Source organism: Mesorhizobium escarrei (genome assembly GCF_935825525.1).
Taxonomy (GTDB): Bacteria; Pseudomonadota; Alphaproteobacteria; order Rhizobiales; family Rhizobiaceae; genus Mesorhizobium; species Mesorhizobium escarrei.
This window is the reverse complement of the sequence record NZ_CAKXZT010000133.1, coordinates 40421-56448: the sequence shown is the minus strand read 5'-3', so window position 1 is coordinate 56448 and position 16028 is coordinate 40421. Positions and strand designations below refer to the sequence as shown.

Genomic DNA, 16028 nt, shown 5'->3' with positions numbered 1-16028 from the left:
ACATCACTGTGAAAAGGTACTAGTCGATGTCGAAGGATACGCCCTGGGCCAGCGGCAGCGCCTTGGAATAGTTCACCGTGTTGGTGGCGCGCCGCATGTAAGCCTTCCAGGCGTCGGAGCCCGACTCGCGGCCGCCGCCGGTCTCCTTCTCGCCGCCGAAGGCACCACCAATCTCGGCCCCCGATGTGCCTATGTTGACGTTGGCGATGCCGCAGTCGGACCCGTCGACGCCGAGGAAGCGCTCGGCTTCCTGCAGGTCGCGGGTGAAGATCGACGACGACAGCCCCGCTCCGACCGCATTGTGCTCATCGAGCACGGCGTCGAAGTCCGAGTATTTCATCACGTAGAGGATCGGCGCGAAGGTCTCTTCCGTCACCGGCGATACCTGCTTGGGCATCTCGACCAGCGCCGGACGAACGTAATAGGCGTCGGGATGGCCATTCTCGACCCGCACGCCGCCGGTGACCTTGCCGCCTTGAGCGGCGGATTCCTTCAACGCATTCTGCATGCTGTCGAAGGCCGCCTTGTCGATCAACGGTCCGACCAGCGCTGATGTCTCCAGCGGATTGCCGACCGAGACGCTTTCATAGGCCTTCTTCAGGCGCGGAACGAGTTGGTCGTAGACGCTCTCATGCACGAACAGGCGCCGCAGCGTCGTGCAGCGCTGGCCGGCCGTGCCCATGGCGCCGAAGGCGATGGCGCGCAGGGCCATGTCGAGATCGGCTGTCGGGCAGACGATGCCGGCATTGTTGCCGCCGAGCTCCAGCACGGCGCGGGCAAAGCGCTTCGCCAGCCGCGGACCGACATCCCTGCCCATGCGGGTCGAGCCAGTGGCCGAGACCAGCGGCACATCAGGATGATCGACCAGAATTTCGCCGACGGCCCGATCGCCGATCAGCACCGAAATCAAGCCTTCCGGAGCATCGCCGAAACGTTGTGCCGCACGCTTGAAGATCGCCTCGCAGGCGAGCGCCGTCAGCGGTGTCTTTTCCGACGGCTTCCACACCACCGCGTCGCCGCAGACCAGCGCCAGCGCGGCGTTCCACGACCACACCGCGACCGGGAAGTTGAAGGCCGAAATCACGCCGACGACGCCCAGCGGGTGCCAGGTTTCCATCATGCGATGACCCGGGCGCTCGGTGGCGATGGTCAGGCCGTACAATTGCCGGGAGAGGCCGACGGCGAAATCGCAGATGTCGATCATCTCCTGTACTTCGCCGAGACCTTCGGAGGGGATCTTGCCGACCTCGATCGACACCAGCCGGCCAAGCTCGGCCTTGTGCGCGCGCAATTCCTCGCCAAGCAGCCGCACCAGCTCGCCGCGCTTCGGTGCCGGCACCAGCCGCCATGTCTGGAAGGCTTTATGCGCCCTGTCGATGGTCGCTGCCGCGCCGGCCGCCGAGATCGCCTTCAGCGCGGCGATCTGCTCACCCGTCACCGGGCTGCGCACGATGAGATCGCCGCCCGAAAGCGCGGCATCAGCGACACCCAGTTTCGCCAGCAGCCCGGCTGTTTCCTTCGCAATCGTCATTTTCTTTCCCTTCAGATCCCGTCGCTCTCATATGGCGTCGGTCAAAGCCTTGTGCCATGCCGTCCCCGTGCGGATCGGCACATCAGGCGCAGTCAATGGCGTGGCATTACTCGTTTCGGGGAAAAATCGCCATCCCGGCATGGTCTAAGCCAAAGGCAGACCGTTGAACCAGCGAGTCGTCTCAGCGCGCTGTCTTCGCACCCCGCACGGCGCCTTCCTTCATCAGCCGGTCGATATGCATGCGGATATGGGCGGCCTCGGCGGCCGTATTGGCAAGCGCAATGGCGCGGTCGAAGGCGATGCGCGCCTCCTCGCCACGACCAAGCTGCATCAGCAGGCCACCCTTGAGGCCGAAGAAGTGAAAATAGCCGGAAAGCCTTTGATCCAGCGGCTCGATCATGGCAAGTGCGGCTTCCGGCCCGCGCACCTTGGCGACCGCGACGGCGCGATTGAGCGTCACCACCGGCGACGGCTGCATCTGCTCGAGCAGGCTGTAGAGCAGTTCGATCTCATTCCAGTCCGTGTCCTCGGGCTTTGTCGCGCGCGCATGCAGGGCGGCGATCGCCGCCTGCACCTGGTAGGGACCGGGCTTCTGGTGGCGCAGCGCCTTGTCGACCAGCGCCAGCCCCTCGTCGATCATCTTGCGGCTCCACAGGCTGCGGTCCTGGTCTTCGAGCAGCACGATTTCGCCGTTCTCGTCGAAACGCGCCGGCGCACGCGCATGCTGGAGAAGCAAGAGCGCCGTCAGGCCCATGATCTCCGGCTCGGTCTGGAACAGCCTGAGCAGCAGCCGGGCCAGCCGGATCGCCTCCTCGCAGAGCGGCGCGCGCGCCGGTGCCTCGCCGCTGTTGGTCGAATAGCCCTCGTTGAAGATCAGGTAGACCATGGCGGCGACCGCGGCGAGCCGCTCGGAGCGCTCGACCGCGCCGGGCGTCTCGAACGGCACGCCGGCATCGGCGATGCGCGCCTTGGCGCGGGTGATGCGCTGCTCCATCGCGCTTTCACCGACGAGAAAGGCGCGGGCGATCTGCTTGACGCTCAGGCCTGAAACGATGCGCAACGCCACGGCGATCTGCTGCGTGGCCGGCAGGTCGGGATGACAGCAGATGAACAGCAGCCGCAATATGTCGTCGCGGTAGTGCGCGCCGTCCAGCCGTTCGGCGATATCGGTCTCGGCATCTTCGAGATCGGAGATCTGGTGCTCTTCCGGCAGCGGCGCCTGCTTGGCACGTTTGCGCACCGCGTCGATGCCGCTGTTGCGGCCAACGAAGATCAGCCAGGCTGCCGGATCGCGCGGCGGGCCGTTTGTCGGCCAGTTCTTCAGGGCTCGCAGGCAAGCGTCCTGGAAAGCTTCCTCCGCCGCGTCGAGATCGCGGAAGTAGCGCAACAGCGCGCCCATCGCCTGTGGGCGGGCGGTGCTGATCGCTGTGCTGATCCAGGTAAGGTCGGTCATGCTGAAACCTTGGCGGGACTGAAGAGCGAAACCGGCCGTATTTCGTAGGAGCCGCCGCTCGGGTTGACCTCGGAAAGCTCGCGCGCGAAATCGACGGCCTCATCGAGATCGGCGCATTCGAGCGTGTAGAAGCCGAGGAACTGTTCCTTGGTCTCGGCAAATGGGCCATCGATGACGACCGATTCGCCTTTGACCTTTCTCAGCGTAGTCGCAGCGGTCGTCGGCAGCAGCCGCGCCACTGGGCCAAGCCGGCCGGCCCGAGCGTATTTTTCCTGCACGCCCAGGAGTTTTTCCATGACGGCATCGTCCTGTTCCTTGCTCCACGAGCAGACGACGTCTTCGGAGGCATAGCAGAGGATTGCGTAGAGCATGGGTGCGTCCTTTTCTCTCTCAAAGGACGAAACAGTAGGACCGATCCCGACACAACGTCGATAAAAAAATCGCGTCCTGCCAACACAATGAAGGTCTATGGCTGCTCTGTTCGGTTCAGCTTTCCTGCGCCTTCAGCCATCTCAGAACGACGGCTTCTTCGTCGTCAAGGCCGGCTATCGATCGCTTCCGCTTGTTCACATCCGCCATTTCGCTGAGCAGCCGTCCTTCGGACCAGGCTTCGAAGACCTGTGGGTGGATGTAACATTTGCGGCAGATGGCGCGCGTGTTGCCCAGCCGCTCGGCGACCTTGTCGATGACGCCGTTCATCACCCGCTTCTGTTGTGCCTGGCTTTCGGGTCGTTCGGTTTGCGCAAACAGCGACGCAGCATGGATGGTGCCGCCCCAGGTTCGGAAATGCTTGGAGCTGAAATCCGCCCCCGCCGTCTCCCTGATATAGCGGTTGACGTCGTCGGAGCGGATCGGTCGCCTGCGTCCGTCCTCGTCGAGATATTGGAACAGCTTCTGGCCCGGCAGATCCTGCGCCCCGCGCACGATCCTGGCGATCCGGCGATCGACGAGCTTCAGCTTCCATTCCTTGCCGGACTTGCCCTTGAAAGCGAAACGCAGGCGCGAGCCATCGATGTCGACATGGCGGTCGCGCAGCGTGGTCAGCCCAAAGCTGTTGTTGTCGCGGGCGTAGGCGGCATTGCCGACGCGGATCATCGTGTTGTCGAGCAGCCAGACCACAGCGGCGACGACGCGTTCCAGCGGCAGGCCGTGACGGCGCAGATCGGCGTCGATCTGGCGTCGCAGCTCAGGCAGGCTCTCTGCAAAGGCAACCAGGCTCGAATATTTGACGCCGTCGCGCTCCTCGGCCCATTGCGAATGGTAGCGATATTGCTTGCGTCCGCGCTGATCCCGGCCGGTCGCTTGGATGTGACCGTTGGCATCCGGCGCGATCCACACATCCGTCCACGCCGGCGGGATGGCGAGCGCCTTGATGCGGGCCATGGTGTCCTCGTCGACAGCCTGCCCGTCAGGCCCTTTGTATGAGAATCCCCTGCCGACCCTGAAACGGCGGATACCGGGCTCGGCATCGGTGAGGTAGGTAAGCGAGGCTCGATCGGCAGAGGCTTGCGACCCATTTGTCAGCGCCCCTGGTGCAATCTTCGTGCTAGCCGACCGGCCAGGCGACGATCCGGATTTGTCCAGCATGTCCTCTCCACGAAATTTTCCCGTAGATAAGCGCAGGAACGGCTGCTGGTTCCGCTAATGACTTTCAGAATGATGTCAGGCTCACCGCGTGTGCCTTCGAGGAGCCGTCTTCAATCGATGTTCGGCGCATACGAAATCGATTGCCGCCTCTCTTGCCGTCACGCCTTTTCCAGGACGACCGGAACGACGTCGACAGCCTGCTCGCCGACCTGTCCGCCCGTCGTCTTCAGCACGCCGACGATCGGCGCTACATCCGAATAGTCGCGGCCGTGGCCGACGGTGATGTGGTCGTTGCTTGCTCGCATGCCGTTGGTCGGATCGAACTCCTGCCATCCGGTGTCGCGCCCGCACCACACCTTCACCCAGGCATGCATGGCGTCGGCCCCTTCCAGTCGCGGCTTTCCGCGCGGCGGAATGGTGCGCAGGAAGCCGCTGACATAGCCGGCGGGGATACCGAGGCCGCGCAGGCCGGCGATCATGATGTGCGAAAAATCCTGGCAGACACCCCGCTTCAGGCTGAAAGCATCGCTCGCCCGGGTCTGCACCGTGGTCGCCTCGCCATCGTAGGTGAAATCGCGATGAATGCGGTTGCACAGGTCCATGGCGGTGCCGACGACAGAACTGCCGGCACTGCTCCGCGCATACAACGTGATATCAGCATCGACGCCGGCATGGTCGCTGGCGGCCAGGAAGTGATGCGGTGTATCGGGCGACAGCGACCGCATCGCTTCGAGTTGCTCCCGCAGCCGGCGAATGTCGGGCGACACGTCAAGCCCGGGTTCCGGCCGCGAGACGGCGACGCGCGCGCTCATCCTGATGTCGAGCGCATCATGGGCATCGCGAAAGGCGATCGACGTGACATTGTTGCCGAAGAAATCGGAAAAATCCGAGCGTTCGCTCGGCGCCGGCGCGAACGACAGCGAAGCGGCGATTACGCGCTGCACGCCGGATATCGTCGGCGGCAGCACGCGCACTTGATGGCGGCCGCCGCCGGCTGCAGCATCATAGTCGTAACGCAGATTGAGCCTGATGTCGTAGAGCATGCCAGCCTTTATCCGGACCCCGTCCTTAGCCGAAATACGCCTTGGCGAGGCTGTTATAGAGGCCGCCGATCTCGGTGGCGAGATCGTCCAGGGCCTGCGCCGTCATATCCGAGGGCTCCTTGATGGCGATTGCCGTATTGAGCTGCAGTATCTCTTTCGCCGCCGGCGACATATGCCCCTCGCCGCCGATAGAGGGCAACAGCGCGATTTCGGCCTTCAGCCGCTCGAGCTGGAACAGGATGGAGCGCGGGTTGAGCGGATCGAGCACCAGGAGGTCGATCACCGTGCGCCGGCCGGCCTGCACCGGATACTGCCGCCGGTGGGTCATGACGCTGTCGCCGATCTCCAGCATCATGTCGAGCGCGCCTTCGGGCGCCGCAGCCCTGGTCAGCCGGGCCAGCGTGCGGGCGATCTGGATGCCGCGTTCCAACCGCCGGCCGATCTCCAGGAAGCGCCAGCCGGTGAAGCGGTACATATTCTCATGCAGCAGGCCGGAAAACCCGGCGAGCTTGCGCAGGATGACAGTCATCGCCTGCGTCGCGTCATCGCCCGGCGCCACCGTTGTCGCGAATTGATGAATGGTCTTCGAAAGATCCTTCAGCGCCAGCCAGCCGTCGGGCGAGAAGCGGTCGCGGATCTGCCCGGCGCTGTAGACGGCGCTGTCCAGCGTGCCGATCAGCCCCGGCGGGATCGCCGCCGCGACGTCGATGCCGAACGGTTCGAGATGGTCTCTGATATCGGCAAGCAAAGGCATGTCCGGGTCGGAGGCCTCGGCCAGCCGCACGTGATAGGCGCGCAGGATGCGCACCGTGTCTTCCGATCGCTCGATATAGCGGCCGAGCCATGTCAGGTTTTCCGCCGCCCGGCTGGGCAGGCTGCCTGGCGAGGTGCGGGTGAAGCTGTCATGCTCCTGCGGCAGCAGCGTCTCGCGCTCTACCGGCCTGTCGCTGACCACCCATACATCCGCAGCCTGGCCGCCGCGCTGCATGGCGATCGCAGTCGGGTCGAGCGAAAAGCCGACACGGGCGAAACCGCCTGGCATCACCGTCCAGCCTTCGGGCATTCGCGCCAGATAGACGCGCAGGGCTGCCGGCCGCGGCTCAAGCCAGCCGCCGACATAGACCGGCGTGGTCGAAAGCGTCACCGCTTCCTGTCCGACGAAGGCGCCGCCGTCCCGTTCGATCCGGGCTATCAGTTCCGCCCGCTCCCCGGCAACCAGCGCCGAGCCCAGCCTGGTGCAATCGTCATCCTCGAAGGCAAGCCGCGTCGACAGCGCCGGACCGATCACCATGCGGTCGAGATTGGCCAGCACATGGTCACGGTCCGCGTCCCGCCCGCACCACCATGTCGCGACACTCGGCAAGAGAAGCTCCTCGTTGCGCAATTCGCGCGAAATTTTTGGCAGGAAGGCGAACAGCGCCCGCGTTTCCATCAGCCCGGAGCCGAGCGCGTTGACGGCTGAAACGGCCCCCCGGCGGATCGCCTCGACCAGCCCTGGTGTGCCGATCTGCGAATCCGGCCGCAGCTCCAGCGGATCGGCGAAGGCGGCGTCGAGCCGCCGCCAGAGCACGCTGACCGGCATCAGCCCGGAAACCGTGCGCACCATCAATCGACCGCCGGAGACGGTCAGATCCTCGCCTTCGAGCAGCATGATGCCGAGATAGCGGGCGATATAGGCATGCTCGTAATAGGTTTCGTTGAGCGGCCCCGGCGTCAGGATGGCGACACGGCCGCCCGATACCTTAGCCATGCCGTTCAGCGCGTCGCGAAAGCGACGGAAGAAGCCGGCAAGGCGGTGCACATGCATTTCGCCATAAATGTCGGACAGCGCACGCGTGGTGGCGACGCGGTTTTCCAGCGCAAAGCCGGCCCCCGACGGCGCCTGCGTGCGGTCGCCCAGCACCCACCAGCGGCCATCCGGTCCACGGCCGAGCTCGAACGCGCAGAAATGCAGGAAATGACCGCTGTGCGGTCTGGTGCCGACGACGGGCCGCAAATATTCTGGGCTGGCCGCGATCAGCCCTGCCGGCAGGATGCCTTTCTCGACCAGGCGGTTCGGCCCGTAGATGTCGGCAATCGTCTCCTCGAACAGTTCGGCCCGCTGGACCAGGCCGGCACTGATCGCGGCCCATTCCTGCTCCTCTATCAGGAGAGGCACATGCGCCAGCGGCCATTCGCGCTCATTGGCGCCGGCCTGATCGTAGAGACGGTAATAGACTCCGGCGTCGCGCAGATACTGGTCGGCGCGGGCAAAGCGCTGGGCGAGCTCTTCAGGCCCCAGTTCTTCCAGCGCTTCGATGAACTCCTTCCAGACCGGACGGGGATTGCCTGATGCATCGACCATCTCGTCGACGACGCCGTCGATCGGCTGGTAGTGCTCCAGCAAATTATGCGGCCTGCCGCGTAATTCCTTGTGATTCCCCTTTGCCATGGCTGATCAGAGTCTTGCAGGCCGCCGCAGGTCGAGGGTCATCGGGAAATCTTCGGAGGCTTGTTCGTCGCGCAGCACGTAGGCGGACGGCGTGTGGCCACGCGGCTCGAAGCGGGCAAGTCGTCGCGCCTCCGCTTCGTTGCCGTTGACCGGGAAAGTGTCGTAGCTGCGCCCGCCGGGATGCGCGACATGGTAGACGCAGCCGCCGACCGCCCGGCCCGACCAGCGATCGTAGATGTCGAAGACCAGCGGCGTGTTGACCGGCAGTGCTGGATGCAGGCCAGATGCCGGCTGCCAGGCCTTGAAGCGGACGCCGGCCACCGCGATTTCTCTGCTGTCGGTCACCTTCATCGGCACGATGCGGCCGTTGCAGACGACGGCATGACGCTCCGGGTTGAGCCCTTCGGTCTTCACCTGCAGCCGCTCGACCGAGGAATCGACGAAGCGCACGGTTCCGCCGATCGCGCCCTGCTCGCCCATGACATGCCACGGCTCCAGCGCTTGCCGCAGCTCCAGCTTGATGCCGGCATGCTGGACCTCGCCGCAGAACGGGAAGCGGAATTCGAGCTGCGCGTCGAACCATTCGGGACGAAACTGGAAGCCGTTCAGCTTGAGGTCGTCCAGCACGTCGAGAAAGTCAGCCCAGACATAGTGCGGCAGCATGAAACGGTCATGCAGCGACGTGCCCCAGCGGACGAAACGGCCATCGAGCGGATTCTTCCAGGCGCGGGCGATGACGGCGCGCACCAGCAATTGCTGCGCCAGGCTCATGCGCGCATTGGGCGGCATCTCGAAACCGCGGAACTCGACCAGCCCCAGCCGGCCGGTCGGCCCGTCCGGCGAAAACAGCTTGTCGATGCAGATTTCCGACCGGTGGGTGTTCCCAGTCACGTCGGTCAACAGGTTGCGGAACAGCCGGTCGACCAGCCAGGGCAGGGGTGCCGCGCCCTGGTTCGGATGCGGCACCTGAGCCATCGCGATCTCGAGCTCGTACAGCGAATCGTGCCGCGCCTCGTCGAAGCGTGGCGCCTGGCTGGTCGGACCGATGAACAGGCCCGAGAATAGATAGGACAGCGACGGATGGCGCTGCCATTGCAGGACAAGGCTTTTCAACAAATCGGGGCGGCGCAGGAACGGACTGTCGTTGGGTGTTGCGCCACCGACGACGACATGGTTGCCGCCGCCGGTGCCGGTATGACGGCCGTCGATCATGAACTTGTCGGCGCCGAGCCGCGTCTGCCGCGCCTCCTCGTAGATCGCCGTGGTCGTCGCCACGCAGTCCTGCCAGTTCGCAGCCGGATGGATGTTCACCTCGATGACGCCGGGATCCGGAGCCACGCGGATGACGTTGAGGCGCGGATCGTGCGGCGGGCCGTAGCCCTCGATATGCACCGGCAGGCCGATAGTTTTTGCAGCGTTCTCGGCCGCCGCGACCAGTTCGAGATAGTCTTCCAGCGCCTCGACCGGCGGCATGAACACACAAAGCCGTCCGTCGCGCGGCTCGACCGACAGCGCGGTGCGCACCGCGCCGCCGATCTCGGTGATCTCCTGTTCGACACGGTCCTGCTGGCCAGTCGCGGCGGTGAAGGACGCCGCCTGTTGGCGGCGCGCCATTTCGTCGGCGCCTTCAAGTTCGGCCGGAGCAGGCTCCGGCACCGGAGCAGCTCCCGGCAAAATCGCCTCGCGCGCCGGCAATGGCCCGCGCGGCAGCGAAGGATCGACCGGCACGATATAGGGGAACTGCGCCGGCGGCACATGGGGCAGCGTGCCGAGCGGCAGGCGGTAGCCGACCGGTGAATCGCCCGGCACCAGGAACAGTCTGCCGCGCCGCGTTTTCCATCTCTCCGAACGCCAGCGCGGTCCCGACGCCTGGCTGTTCCAGCGCTGGACAGGCAGTACATAGCCCGACGGCTTGGTCAGGCCGCGTTCGAACACCCGCGCCATGCGGCTGCGCTCCTCGGGGTCGTCCAGCTTCGAATTCGACGGATCGACATTGTCCGGCAGCTTGCCTTCCTTGAGCAGCCACTCGGCCGGGTCCTCATAGGCTTCGCTGACCATGGTGTTGTCGATGCCGAGTTCATCGGCAATCGCCGTCAGCAGGCTTTCGGCCTGCTTCGGCCCCACCTCTGCTTCGCCTGCTTCATTTGCTTCGCTGTTTTCTCGTGCGATCAGCGACGGGTCGCTCCACACCGGCTCGCCGTCGGCGCGCCAGTACAGCGAAAAGGTCCAGCGCGGCAGGCTTTCGCCCGGATACCACTTGCCCTGCCCGTAATGCAGGAAGCCGCCGGGCGCGAAACGCTCACGCAGCCGGCGGATCAGCGCATCGGCCTTTTCGCGTTTTGTCGGGCCGACGGCGGCGGTGTTCCACTCCTCAGCCTCGAAATCGTCGATCGACACAAAGGTCGGCTCGCCACCCATGGTCAGCCGCACGTCTCCGGCCTCGAGCGAGGCGTCGACCTGCTTGCCCAATGCGTCAAGCGCCTGCCAGCTTTCGTCGGAGAATGGCTTGGTGATGCGGGGGTGCTCGGCGATGCGGTCGACCCGCATGTCGAAGCCGAACTCGACATTGGCGAAGCTCGCCATGCCGGAAATAGGCGCGGCGTTGCGGAAGTGCGGTGTTGCGGCGAGCGGCACATGGCTTTCGCCGGTGAGCAGGCCGGAGGTCGGGTCGAAGCCGATCCAGCCGGCGCCCGGCAGATAAACCTCGCACCAGGCATGGAGATCGGTGAAGTCGATCGCCGTGCCAGGCGGACCGTCAAGCGCGACGAGGTCGGGCTTCAGCTGGATCAGGTAGCCGGAAACGAAGCGCGCGGCGATGCCGAGGTTCCTCAGGATCTGCACCAGCAGCCAACTCGTATCGCGGCACGAGCCCTTCTTGGCGGCCAGCGTTTCCTCCGGCGAAAAAACGCCGGTTTCCATGCGCACGATATAGGCGATCTCGCGCTGCAGGCGTGCATTGAGGTCGACGACGAAATTAACGGTGTTGGTAGGACTGCGATCGATGGTTTGCAGGAATGCCGATAGTAACGGTCCAGCCGGTTCCGGAGCCCGGTAGATGGTGAGATCGTCGCTGATCTCTTCCGGGTATTCGAACGGAAAGATCTCGGCCGACGGCTCGACGAAGAAATCGAACGGATTGTAGACCGTCATGTCGGCGACGAGGTCGACCTCGATCTTCAGTTCCGTCACCGGTTCCGGAAACACGAAGCGGGCCAGGAAGTTGCCGTAGGGATCCTGCTGCAGGTTGACGAAATGGTTCGCCGGCCCGACCTTCAACGAATGGCTGAGCACCTTGGTGCGGGAATGCGGCGCCGGCTGTAGCCTGATGACCTGCGGGCCGAGAACGACCGGCCGGTCATATTTGTAATGGGTCAGGTGGTAGACGGCTGCCAGAATTGCCATGGGGCCTCGAAAGTCGGCGTTTCAACGAATTCGCCGAACCCTGACACAAATGCTGGCCATTCTCCAAGCAGAGATGTTGCGCTGCATCTAATTTAAGCAGCTATTGGCCGCTGTAATTTCGCTCAATGCGACTGGCCACCACCGGCCTCCAGCGTCTGCGATTTGCGAAAGCCCGCGCGTTTTCGTCATTCTGGGGCGGAGCAGGAGCGAAGCGACGCGGCGCAGACCCCAGAATCCATGCCGTGACGCTAACCGAAGAATGCAGCAGTGCAGGGCATGGCCGGCTCAGAAAAACGCCTGCAATCCCGTCTGCGCCCGCCCGAGGATCAGCGCATGCACGTCATGCGTGCCCTCATAGGTGTTGACCGTCTCCAGGTTCTGCGCGTGGCGCATGACGTGGTAGCCGATCTGGATGCCGTTGCCGCCATGCATGTCACGGGCCTGGCGGGCGATGTCGAGCGCCTTGCCGCAATTGTTGCGCTTGACGATCGAGATCATCTCCGGCGCCATTTTGCCTTCGTCCATCAGCCGCCCGACCCGCAAACTGCCCTGCAGGCCGAGCGCGATCTCGGTCTGCATGTCGGCGAGCTTCTTCTGGAACAGCTGCGTGCCGGCTAGCGGCTTGCCGAACTGCTTGCGGTCGCAGCCATATTGGCGGGCCCGGTGCCAGCAATCCTCGGCCGCGCCCATCGCCCCCCAGGAGATGCCGTAGCGCGCCCGGTTGAGGCAGCCGAACGGCCCCTTCAAGCCGGAGACATTGGGCAGCAGCGCATCCTCGCCGACCTCGACGCCTTCCATCACCACTTCGCCGGTGATCGACGCGCGGAGACTGAGTTTGCCGTCGATCTTCGGCGCCGACAGCCCCTTCATGCCTTTTTCCAGCACAAAGCCGCGAATCTCGTCGTCATGCGCGCCCCTACTCTTGTCGGACAACTTCGCCCAGACGACGAACACGTCGGCGATCGGCGCGTTGGAGATCCACATTTTCGTGCCGGAGATCCTGTAGCCGTTCGTCGTCTTCTCGGCCCGCGTCTTCATGCCGCCCGGGTCGGAACCGGCATCCGGCTCGGTCAGGCCGAAGCAGCCGATCCATTCGCCTGACGCCAGCTTCGGCAGGTATCTTTTGCGTTGCGCTTCCGAGCCATAGGCATGGATCGGATACATCACCAGCGACGACTGCACGCTCATCATCGAGCGATAGCCCGAGTCGATGCGCTCGACTTCGCGCGCCACCAGGCCATAGGTGACGTAGTTGGCGCCGAGCCCGCCATATTCTTCCGGAATGGTGATGCCGAGCAGCCCGACCTCGCCCATCTCGCGAAAGATCCCGGCATCGGTCTTTTCCTCGAGATAGGCCTCCTCGATTCTCGGAGCGAGCTTGTCGGCGGCGAATGCCGCCGCGCCATCACGCACCATCCGTTCGTCTTCCGAAAGTTGGTCCTCGATCAGGAAAGGATCATCCCAGACGAATGCGTTCTTGTCGGCGGCCATGGCTCTCGGTCTCCAGATCACGGAAGTGCGCGGCTTATCGGCTTCCGGCTCGAAAAAATCAAACGAAATTGCTTCGCCGATAAATGAGCGAAAGTAATGGATCATGAACGTGCAGCGCCGCCTTTTGACTGGTATCGGCGCCCTTGCCACCTCCGAGGCGGGCCCGGCCGATGCAGAGCCGCGGCGCCTATTACCTCGTCGTGCCGCACGACAAGGCGCGGCCATCCGCCGGTCGCAAAAAACCCGCCTCTTGGGCGGGTCGGTGGCGCACATGCACTGTGCCTGAATCATTAGCATAGCTGCAGCATAGCTGCCGGCACAAAGCAAGAACAAATATGCTCTACCTCCGGGCAATCAATCACCTGAGGTTGGCGCTGCCCCTCATTGCCCTGCCGGGCATCTGTTAGCTCTTCCTTCTCCCCTTGTTGTGGGAGAAGGTGGATCGGCGCGTAGCGCCGAGACGGTTGAGGGGTGTTGGACGGAGTGCTGTCGGTGCCAAGCTGGAACACCCCTCATCCGACCTCGCTTCGCGAGGCCACCTTCTCCCACAAGGGGAGAAGGAAGAGCCGCGCTGCTTGCGCCGTCACTATACGGGGAGAAGGTGCCGGCAGGCGGATGAGGGGCAGCGCCGACATCGACAGCGCCAGTTTCTCTTTGGCCGGTCTATCAGCTACTTTCGCTTCATCGCTTCCGCCAACGCGGCGCCGAATGCGCCCTGCCCAGCCGGTCGTTCCGGCTGGCGCTGCGGCGCCGGCCCGCGCGGCGCCGGTCTGTTGCCATTGTCGCGCGGCTTCGGTGTGCCGCCGTCACCATCCCTGCGCATCGACAGGCCGATGCGCTTGCGCTTGATGTCGATGTCGACCACGCGCACCTTGACCACGTCGCCGGCTTTGACCACCTCATGCGCGTCCTTGACGAAACGGTCGGCCAGTTGCGAGACATGCACCAGGCCGTCCTGATGCACGCCGATATCGACGAAGGCGCCGAAAGCGGCGACATTGGTGACAGTGCCCTCCAGCAGCATGCCTGGCTTGAGATCTTTGATGTCGTCGACGCCGTCGGCGAAGGTCGCGGTCTTGAAGCCGGGGCGCGGATCGCGGCCGGGCTTTTCCAGTTCCGCCAAAATGTCTCGCACCGTCGGCAGGCCGAACCGCTCATCGACGAAGACACGCGGATCGAGCGCCTTGAGAGCGGCACTGTCGCCCATCAGCGAGCGGAGGTCACGTCCGCAGGCCGCAACGATTTTTTTCGCCACGCCATAGGCTTCGGGATGCACGGCCGAGGCATCGAGCGGTTCGGTGCCGTTGGCAATGCGCAGGAAGCCGGCGCATTGCTCGAAGGCCCGAGGTCCGAGCCGGACCACCTTCAACAGGTCGCGGCGGCTGGCGAAAGGGCCGGTCGCGTCACGATGCGCGATGATCGCCTCGGCCAGCGAGGCGCCGAGACCCGAAACCCGCGCCAGCAGCGGCGCCGAGGCGGTGTTGAGGTCGACGCCGACGGCATTGACCGCGTCCTCGACCACCGCTTCCAGCGAGCGGCCGAGCCGGTACTGGTCGACATCGTGCTGATACTGGCCGACGCCGATCGACTTTGGCTCGATCTTGACCAGTTCGGCGAGCGGATCCTGCAGCCGCCGCGCGATCGACACGGCGCCGCGCAGCGACACGTCGAGGCCGGGAAATTCCGCCGCTGCCGTTGCCGAGGCGGAATAGACCGAAGCACCCGCTTCGCTGACGATCACCTTGAGCGGCTTCGGCCCAGAATCCGACGGCATGTCGGACAGCATGTCGGTCACCAGCCTTTCCGTCTCGCGGCTGCCGGTGCCGTTGCCGATGGAAATCAACTCGACCTTGTGCAGGCGGATGAGCTTTGCTAGTTCGGCCTGCGTGCCGCGCACGTCGTTCCGTGGCGGAAACGGATAGACTGTCGTCGTCGCCAGCAGCTTGCCGGTGCCGTCCACCACCGCCACCTTGACGCCGGTGCGGATGCCGGGGTCGAGCCCCATCGTGGCGCGCGAGCCGGCCGGGGCGGCGAGCAGCAAATCCTTCAAATTGCGGGCGAAGACATGGATCGCTTCTTCCTCGGCCCGTTCGCGCAGATCGCGCATCAGATCGAGCGTCAGATGCAGCGACAGCTTTATGCGCCAGGTCCAGCCGGCCACCTCCATCAGCCAGCGGTCGCCCGGCAACTGGCGGCCGATGGCATAGGCATCGGCGATCATCCGCTCGACCGGCTTCACCGGCGACGCGTCGTCGGAATCGACTTCGATATCGAGTGACAGCACTTCCTCATTGCGGCCGCGCAGCATCGCCAGCGCGCGATGGCTCGGCACATTGGCCCAGCGCTCGACATGGTCGAAATAGTCGGAGAATTTCGCGCCGGCCTCCTGCTTGCCGTCGACGACGCGCGACCGCATGAAGGCGCGTTCCTTCATGTAGCTCCGCAGTTTGCCGACCAGATCGGCATTCTCGGCGAACTGCTCGGACAGGATGTCGCGCGCGCCCTCCAGCGCCGCCTTGGCGTCGGCCACCTCTTCACTGATGTAGGCCAGCGCCAGCTCGGCGGGCACCGCCGCGCGGTCGACAAGGATCGCCTCGGCCAGCGGTCCCAAGCCGCGCTCGCGCGCGATCTCGGCCTTGGTCCGGCGCTTCGGCTTGTAGGGCAGATAGATGTCTTCGAGTTCCGCCTTGGTGGCCGCCGCTGCGATCTTGGCTTCAAGGTCTTCGGTCAGCTTGCCCTGGTCGCGGATCGAACCGAGGATGGTGTCGCGACGCGCGTCGAGCTCGCGCAGATAGACGAGCCGCTCGGCCAGCAGGCGCAGTTGCGTATCGTCGAGGCCGCCGGTGACCTCCTTGCGGTAGCGCGCCACGAACGGCACCGTCGCGCCTTCGTCCAGCAGCCCGATCGCCGCCGCGGCCTGTTCGGGCCGGGCCGCGATCTCGGCTGCGATGATTGCTGCGATGCGCTTGATGTCAGATGCCATGTCGTTCCTGCCGTCCTGTCGAAAAGAGCGGCGACCATAGGCGCAGAGCGTCGCTCCGCCAACCGCGGCGTTTTCGATCACCCTGACAGGTCCACAGGAAAGCTGCG

Annotated in this window: 9 protein-coding genes; all 9 read right to left on the bottom strand. The window is 64.7% G+C overall.

The window, feature by feature from the left end:
- Nucleotides 1–19 precede the first annotated feature (19 nt).
- The gene (amaB, locus tag NMG80_RS19530) at nucleotides 20–1531 is read right to left on the bottom strand and encodes an L-piperidine-6-carboxylate dehydrogenase (protein ID WP_254019603.1); all 1512 of its coding nucleotides are present in this window, start codon (nucleotides 1529–1531) and stop codon (nucleotides 20–22) included.
- A 181-nt stretch (nucleotides 1532–1712) separates the two neighbouring features.
- Nucleotides 1713–2984: an RNA polymerase sigma factor gene (locus NMG80_RS19525; protein WP_254019602.1), complete on the bottom strand. Its 1272-nt coding sequence runs from the start codon at nucleotides 2982–2984 to the stop codon at nucleotides 1713–1715.
- Entirely contained in the window at nucleotides 2981–3355 is a 375-nt protein-coding gene (locus NMG80_RS19520) for a YciI family protein (protein ID WP_254019601.1), read from the bottom strand. Before NMG80_RS19520 ends, NMG80_RS19525 begins: the two co-directional genes overlap by 4 nt.
- A gap of 115 nt (nucleotides 3356–3470) precedes the next feature.
- On the bottom strand, nucleotides 3471–4571 hold the full coding sequence (locus NMG80_RS19515; RefSeq protein ID WP_254019600.1) for a DNA topoisomerase IB: 1101 nt from the start codon (nucleotides 4569–4571) through the stop codon (nucleotides 3471–3473).
- Nucleotides 4572–4729: 158 nt separating this feature from the next.
- The gene (locus NMG80_RS19510) at nucleotides 4730–5614 is read right to left on the bottom strand and encodes a transglutaminase family protein (RefSeq protein ID WP_254019599.1); all 885 of its coding nucleotides are present in this window, start codon (nucleotides 5612–5614) and stop codon (nucleotides 4730–4732) included.
- Nucleotides 5615–5639: 25 nt separating this feature from the next.
- A complete protein-coding gene (locus tag NMG80_RS19505; RefSeq protein ID WP_254019598.1) occupies nucleotides 5640–8045 on the bottom strand; it encodes a circularly permuted type 2 ATP-grasp protein in 2406 nt (801 codons plus the stop codon).
- Nucleotides 8046–8051: 6 nt separating this feature from the next.
- Nucleotides 8052–11447: a transglutaminase family protein gene (locus NMG80_RS19500; protein ID WP_254019597.1), complete on the bottom strand. Its 3396-nt coding sequence runs from the start codon at nucleotides 11445–11447 to the stop codon at nucleotides 8052–8054.
- A gap of 285 nt (nucleotides 11448–11732) precedes the next feature.
- Complete coding sequence (locus tag NMG80_RS19495) at nucleotides 11733–12938, bottom strand: acyl-CoA dehydrogenase (protein ID WP_254019596.1); 1206 nt, start codon at nucleotides 12936–12938, stop codon at nucleotides 11733–11735.
- Between the two features lie 670 nt (nucleotides 12939–13608).
- Complete coding sequence (locus NMG80_RS19490; RefSeq protein ID WP_254019595.1) at nucleotides 13609–15921, bottom strand: Tex family protein; 2313 nt, start codon at nucleotides 15919–15921, stop codon at nucleotides 13609–13611.
- Nucleotides 15922–16028 lie beyond the last annotated feature (107 nt).

Bases quoted from the DNA above. Each gene is read 5' to 3' on its own strand.
- NMG80_RS19520 (WP_254019601.1), bottom strand. From the start codon at position 3,355: ATGCTCTACGCAATCCTCTGCTATGCCTCCGAAGACGTCGTCTGCTCG.
- amaB (WP_254019603.1), bottom strand. From the start codon at position 1,531: ATGACGATTGCGAAGGAAACAGCCGGGCTGCTGGCGAAACTGGGTGTC.
- NMG80_RS19490 (WP_254019595.1), bottom strand. From the start codon at position 15,921: ATGGCATCTGACATCAAGCGCATCGCAGCAATCATCGCAGCCGAGATC.
- NMG80_RS19505 (WP_254019598.1), bottom strand. From the start codon at position 8,045: ATGGCAAAGGGGAATCACAAGGAATTACGCGGCAGGCCGCATAATTTG.
- NMG80_RS19495 (WP_254019596.1), bottom strand. From the start codon at position 12,938: ATGGCCGCCGACAAGAACGCATTCGTCTGGGATGATCCTTTCCTGATC.
- NMG80_RS19515 (WP_254019600.1), bottom strand. From the start codon at position 4,571: ATGCTGGACAAATCCGGATCGTCGCCTGGCCGGTCGGCTAGCACGAAG.
- NMG80_RS19500 (WP_254019597.1), bottom strand. From the start codon at position 11,447: ATGGCAATTCTGGCAGCCGTCTACCACCTGACCCATTACAAATATGAC.
- NMG80_RS19510 (WP_254019599.1), bottom strand. From the start codon at position 5,614: ATGCTCTACGACATCAGGCTCAATCTGCGTTACGACTATGATGCTGCA.
- NMG80_RS19525 (WP_254019602.1), bottom strand. From the start codon at position 2,984: ATGACCGACCTTACCTGGATCAGCACAGCGATCAGCACCGCCCGCCCA.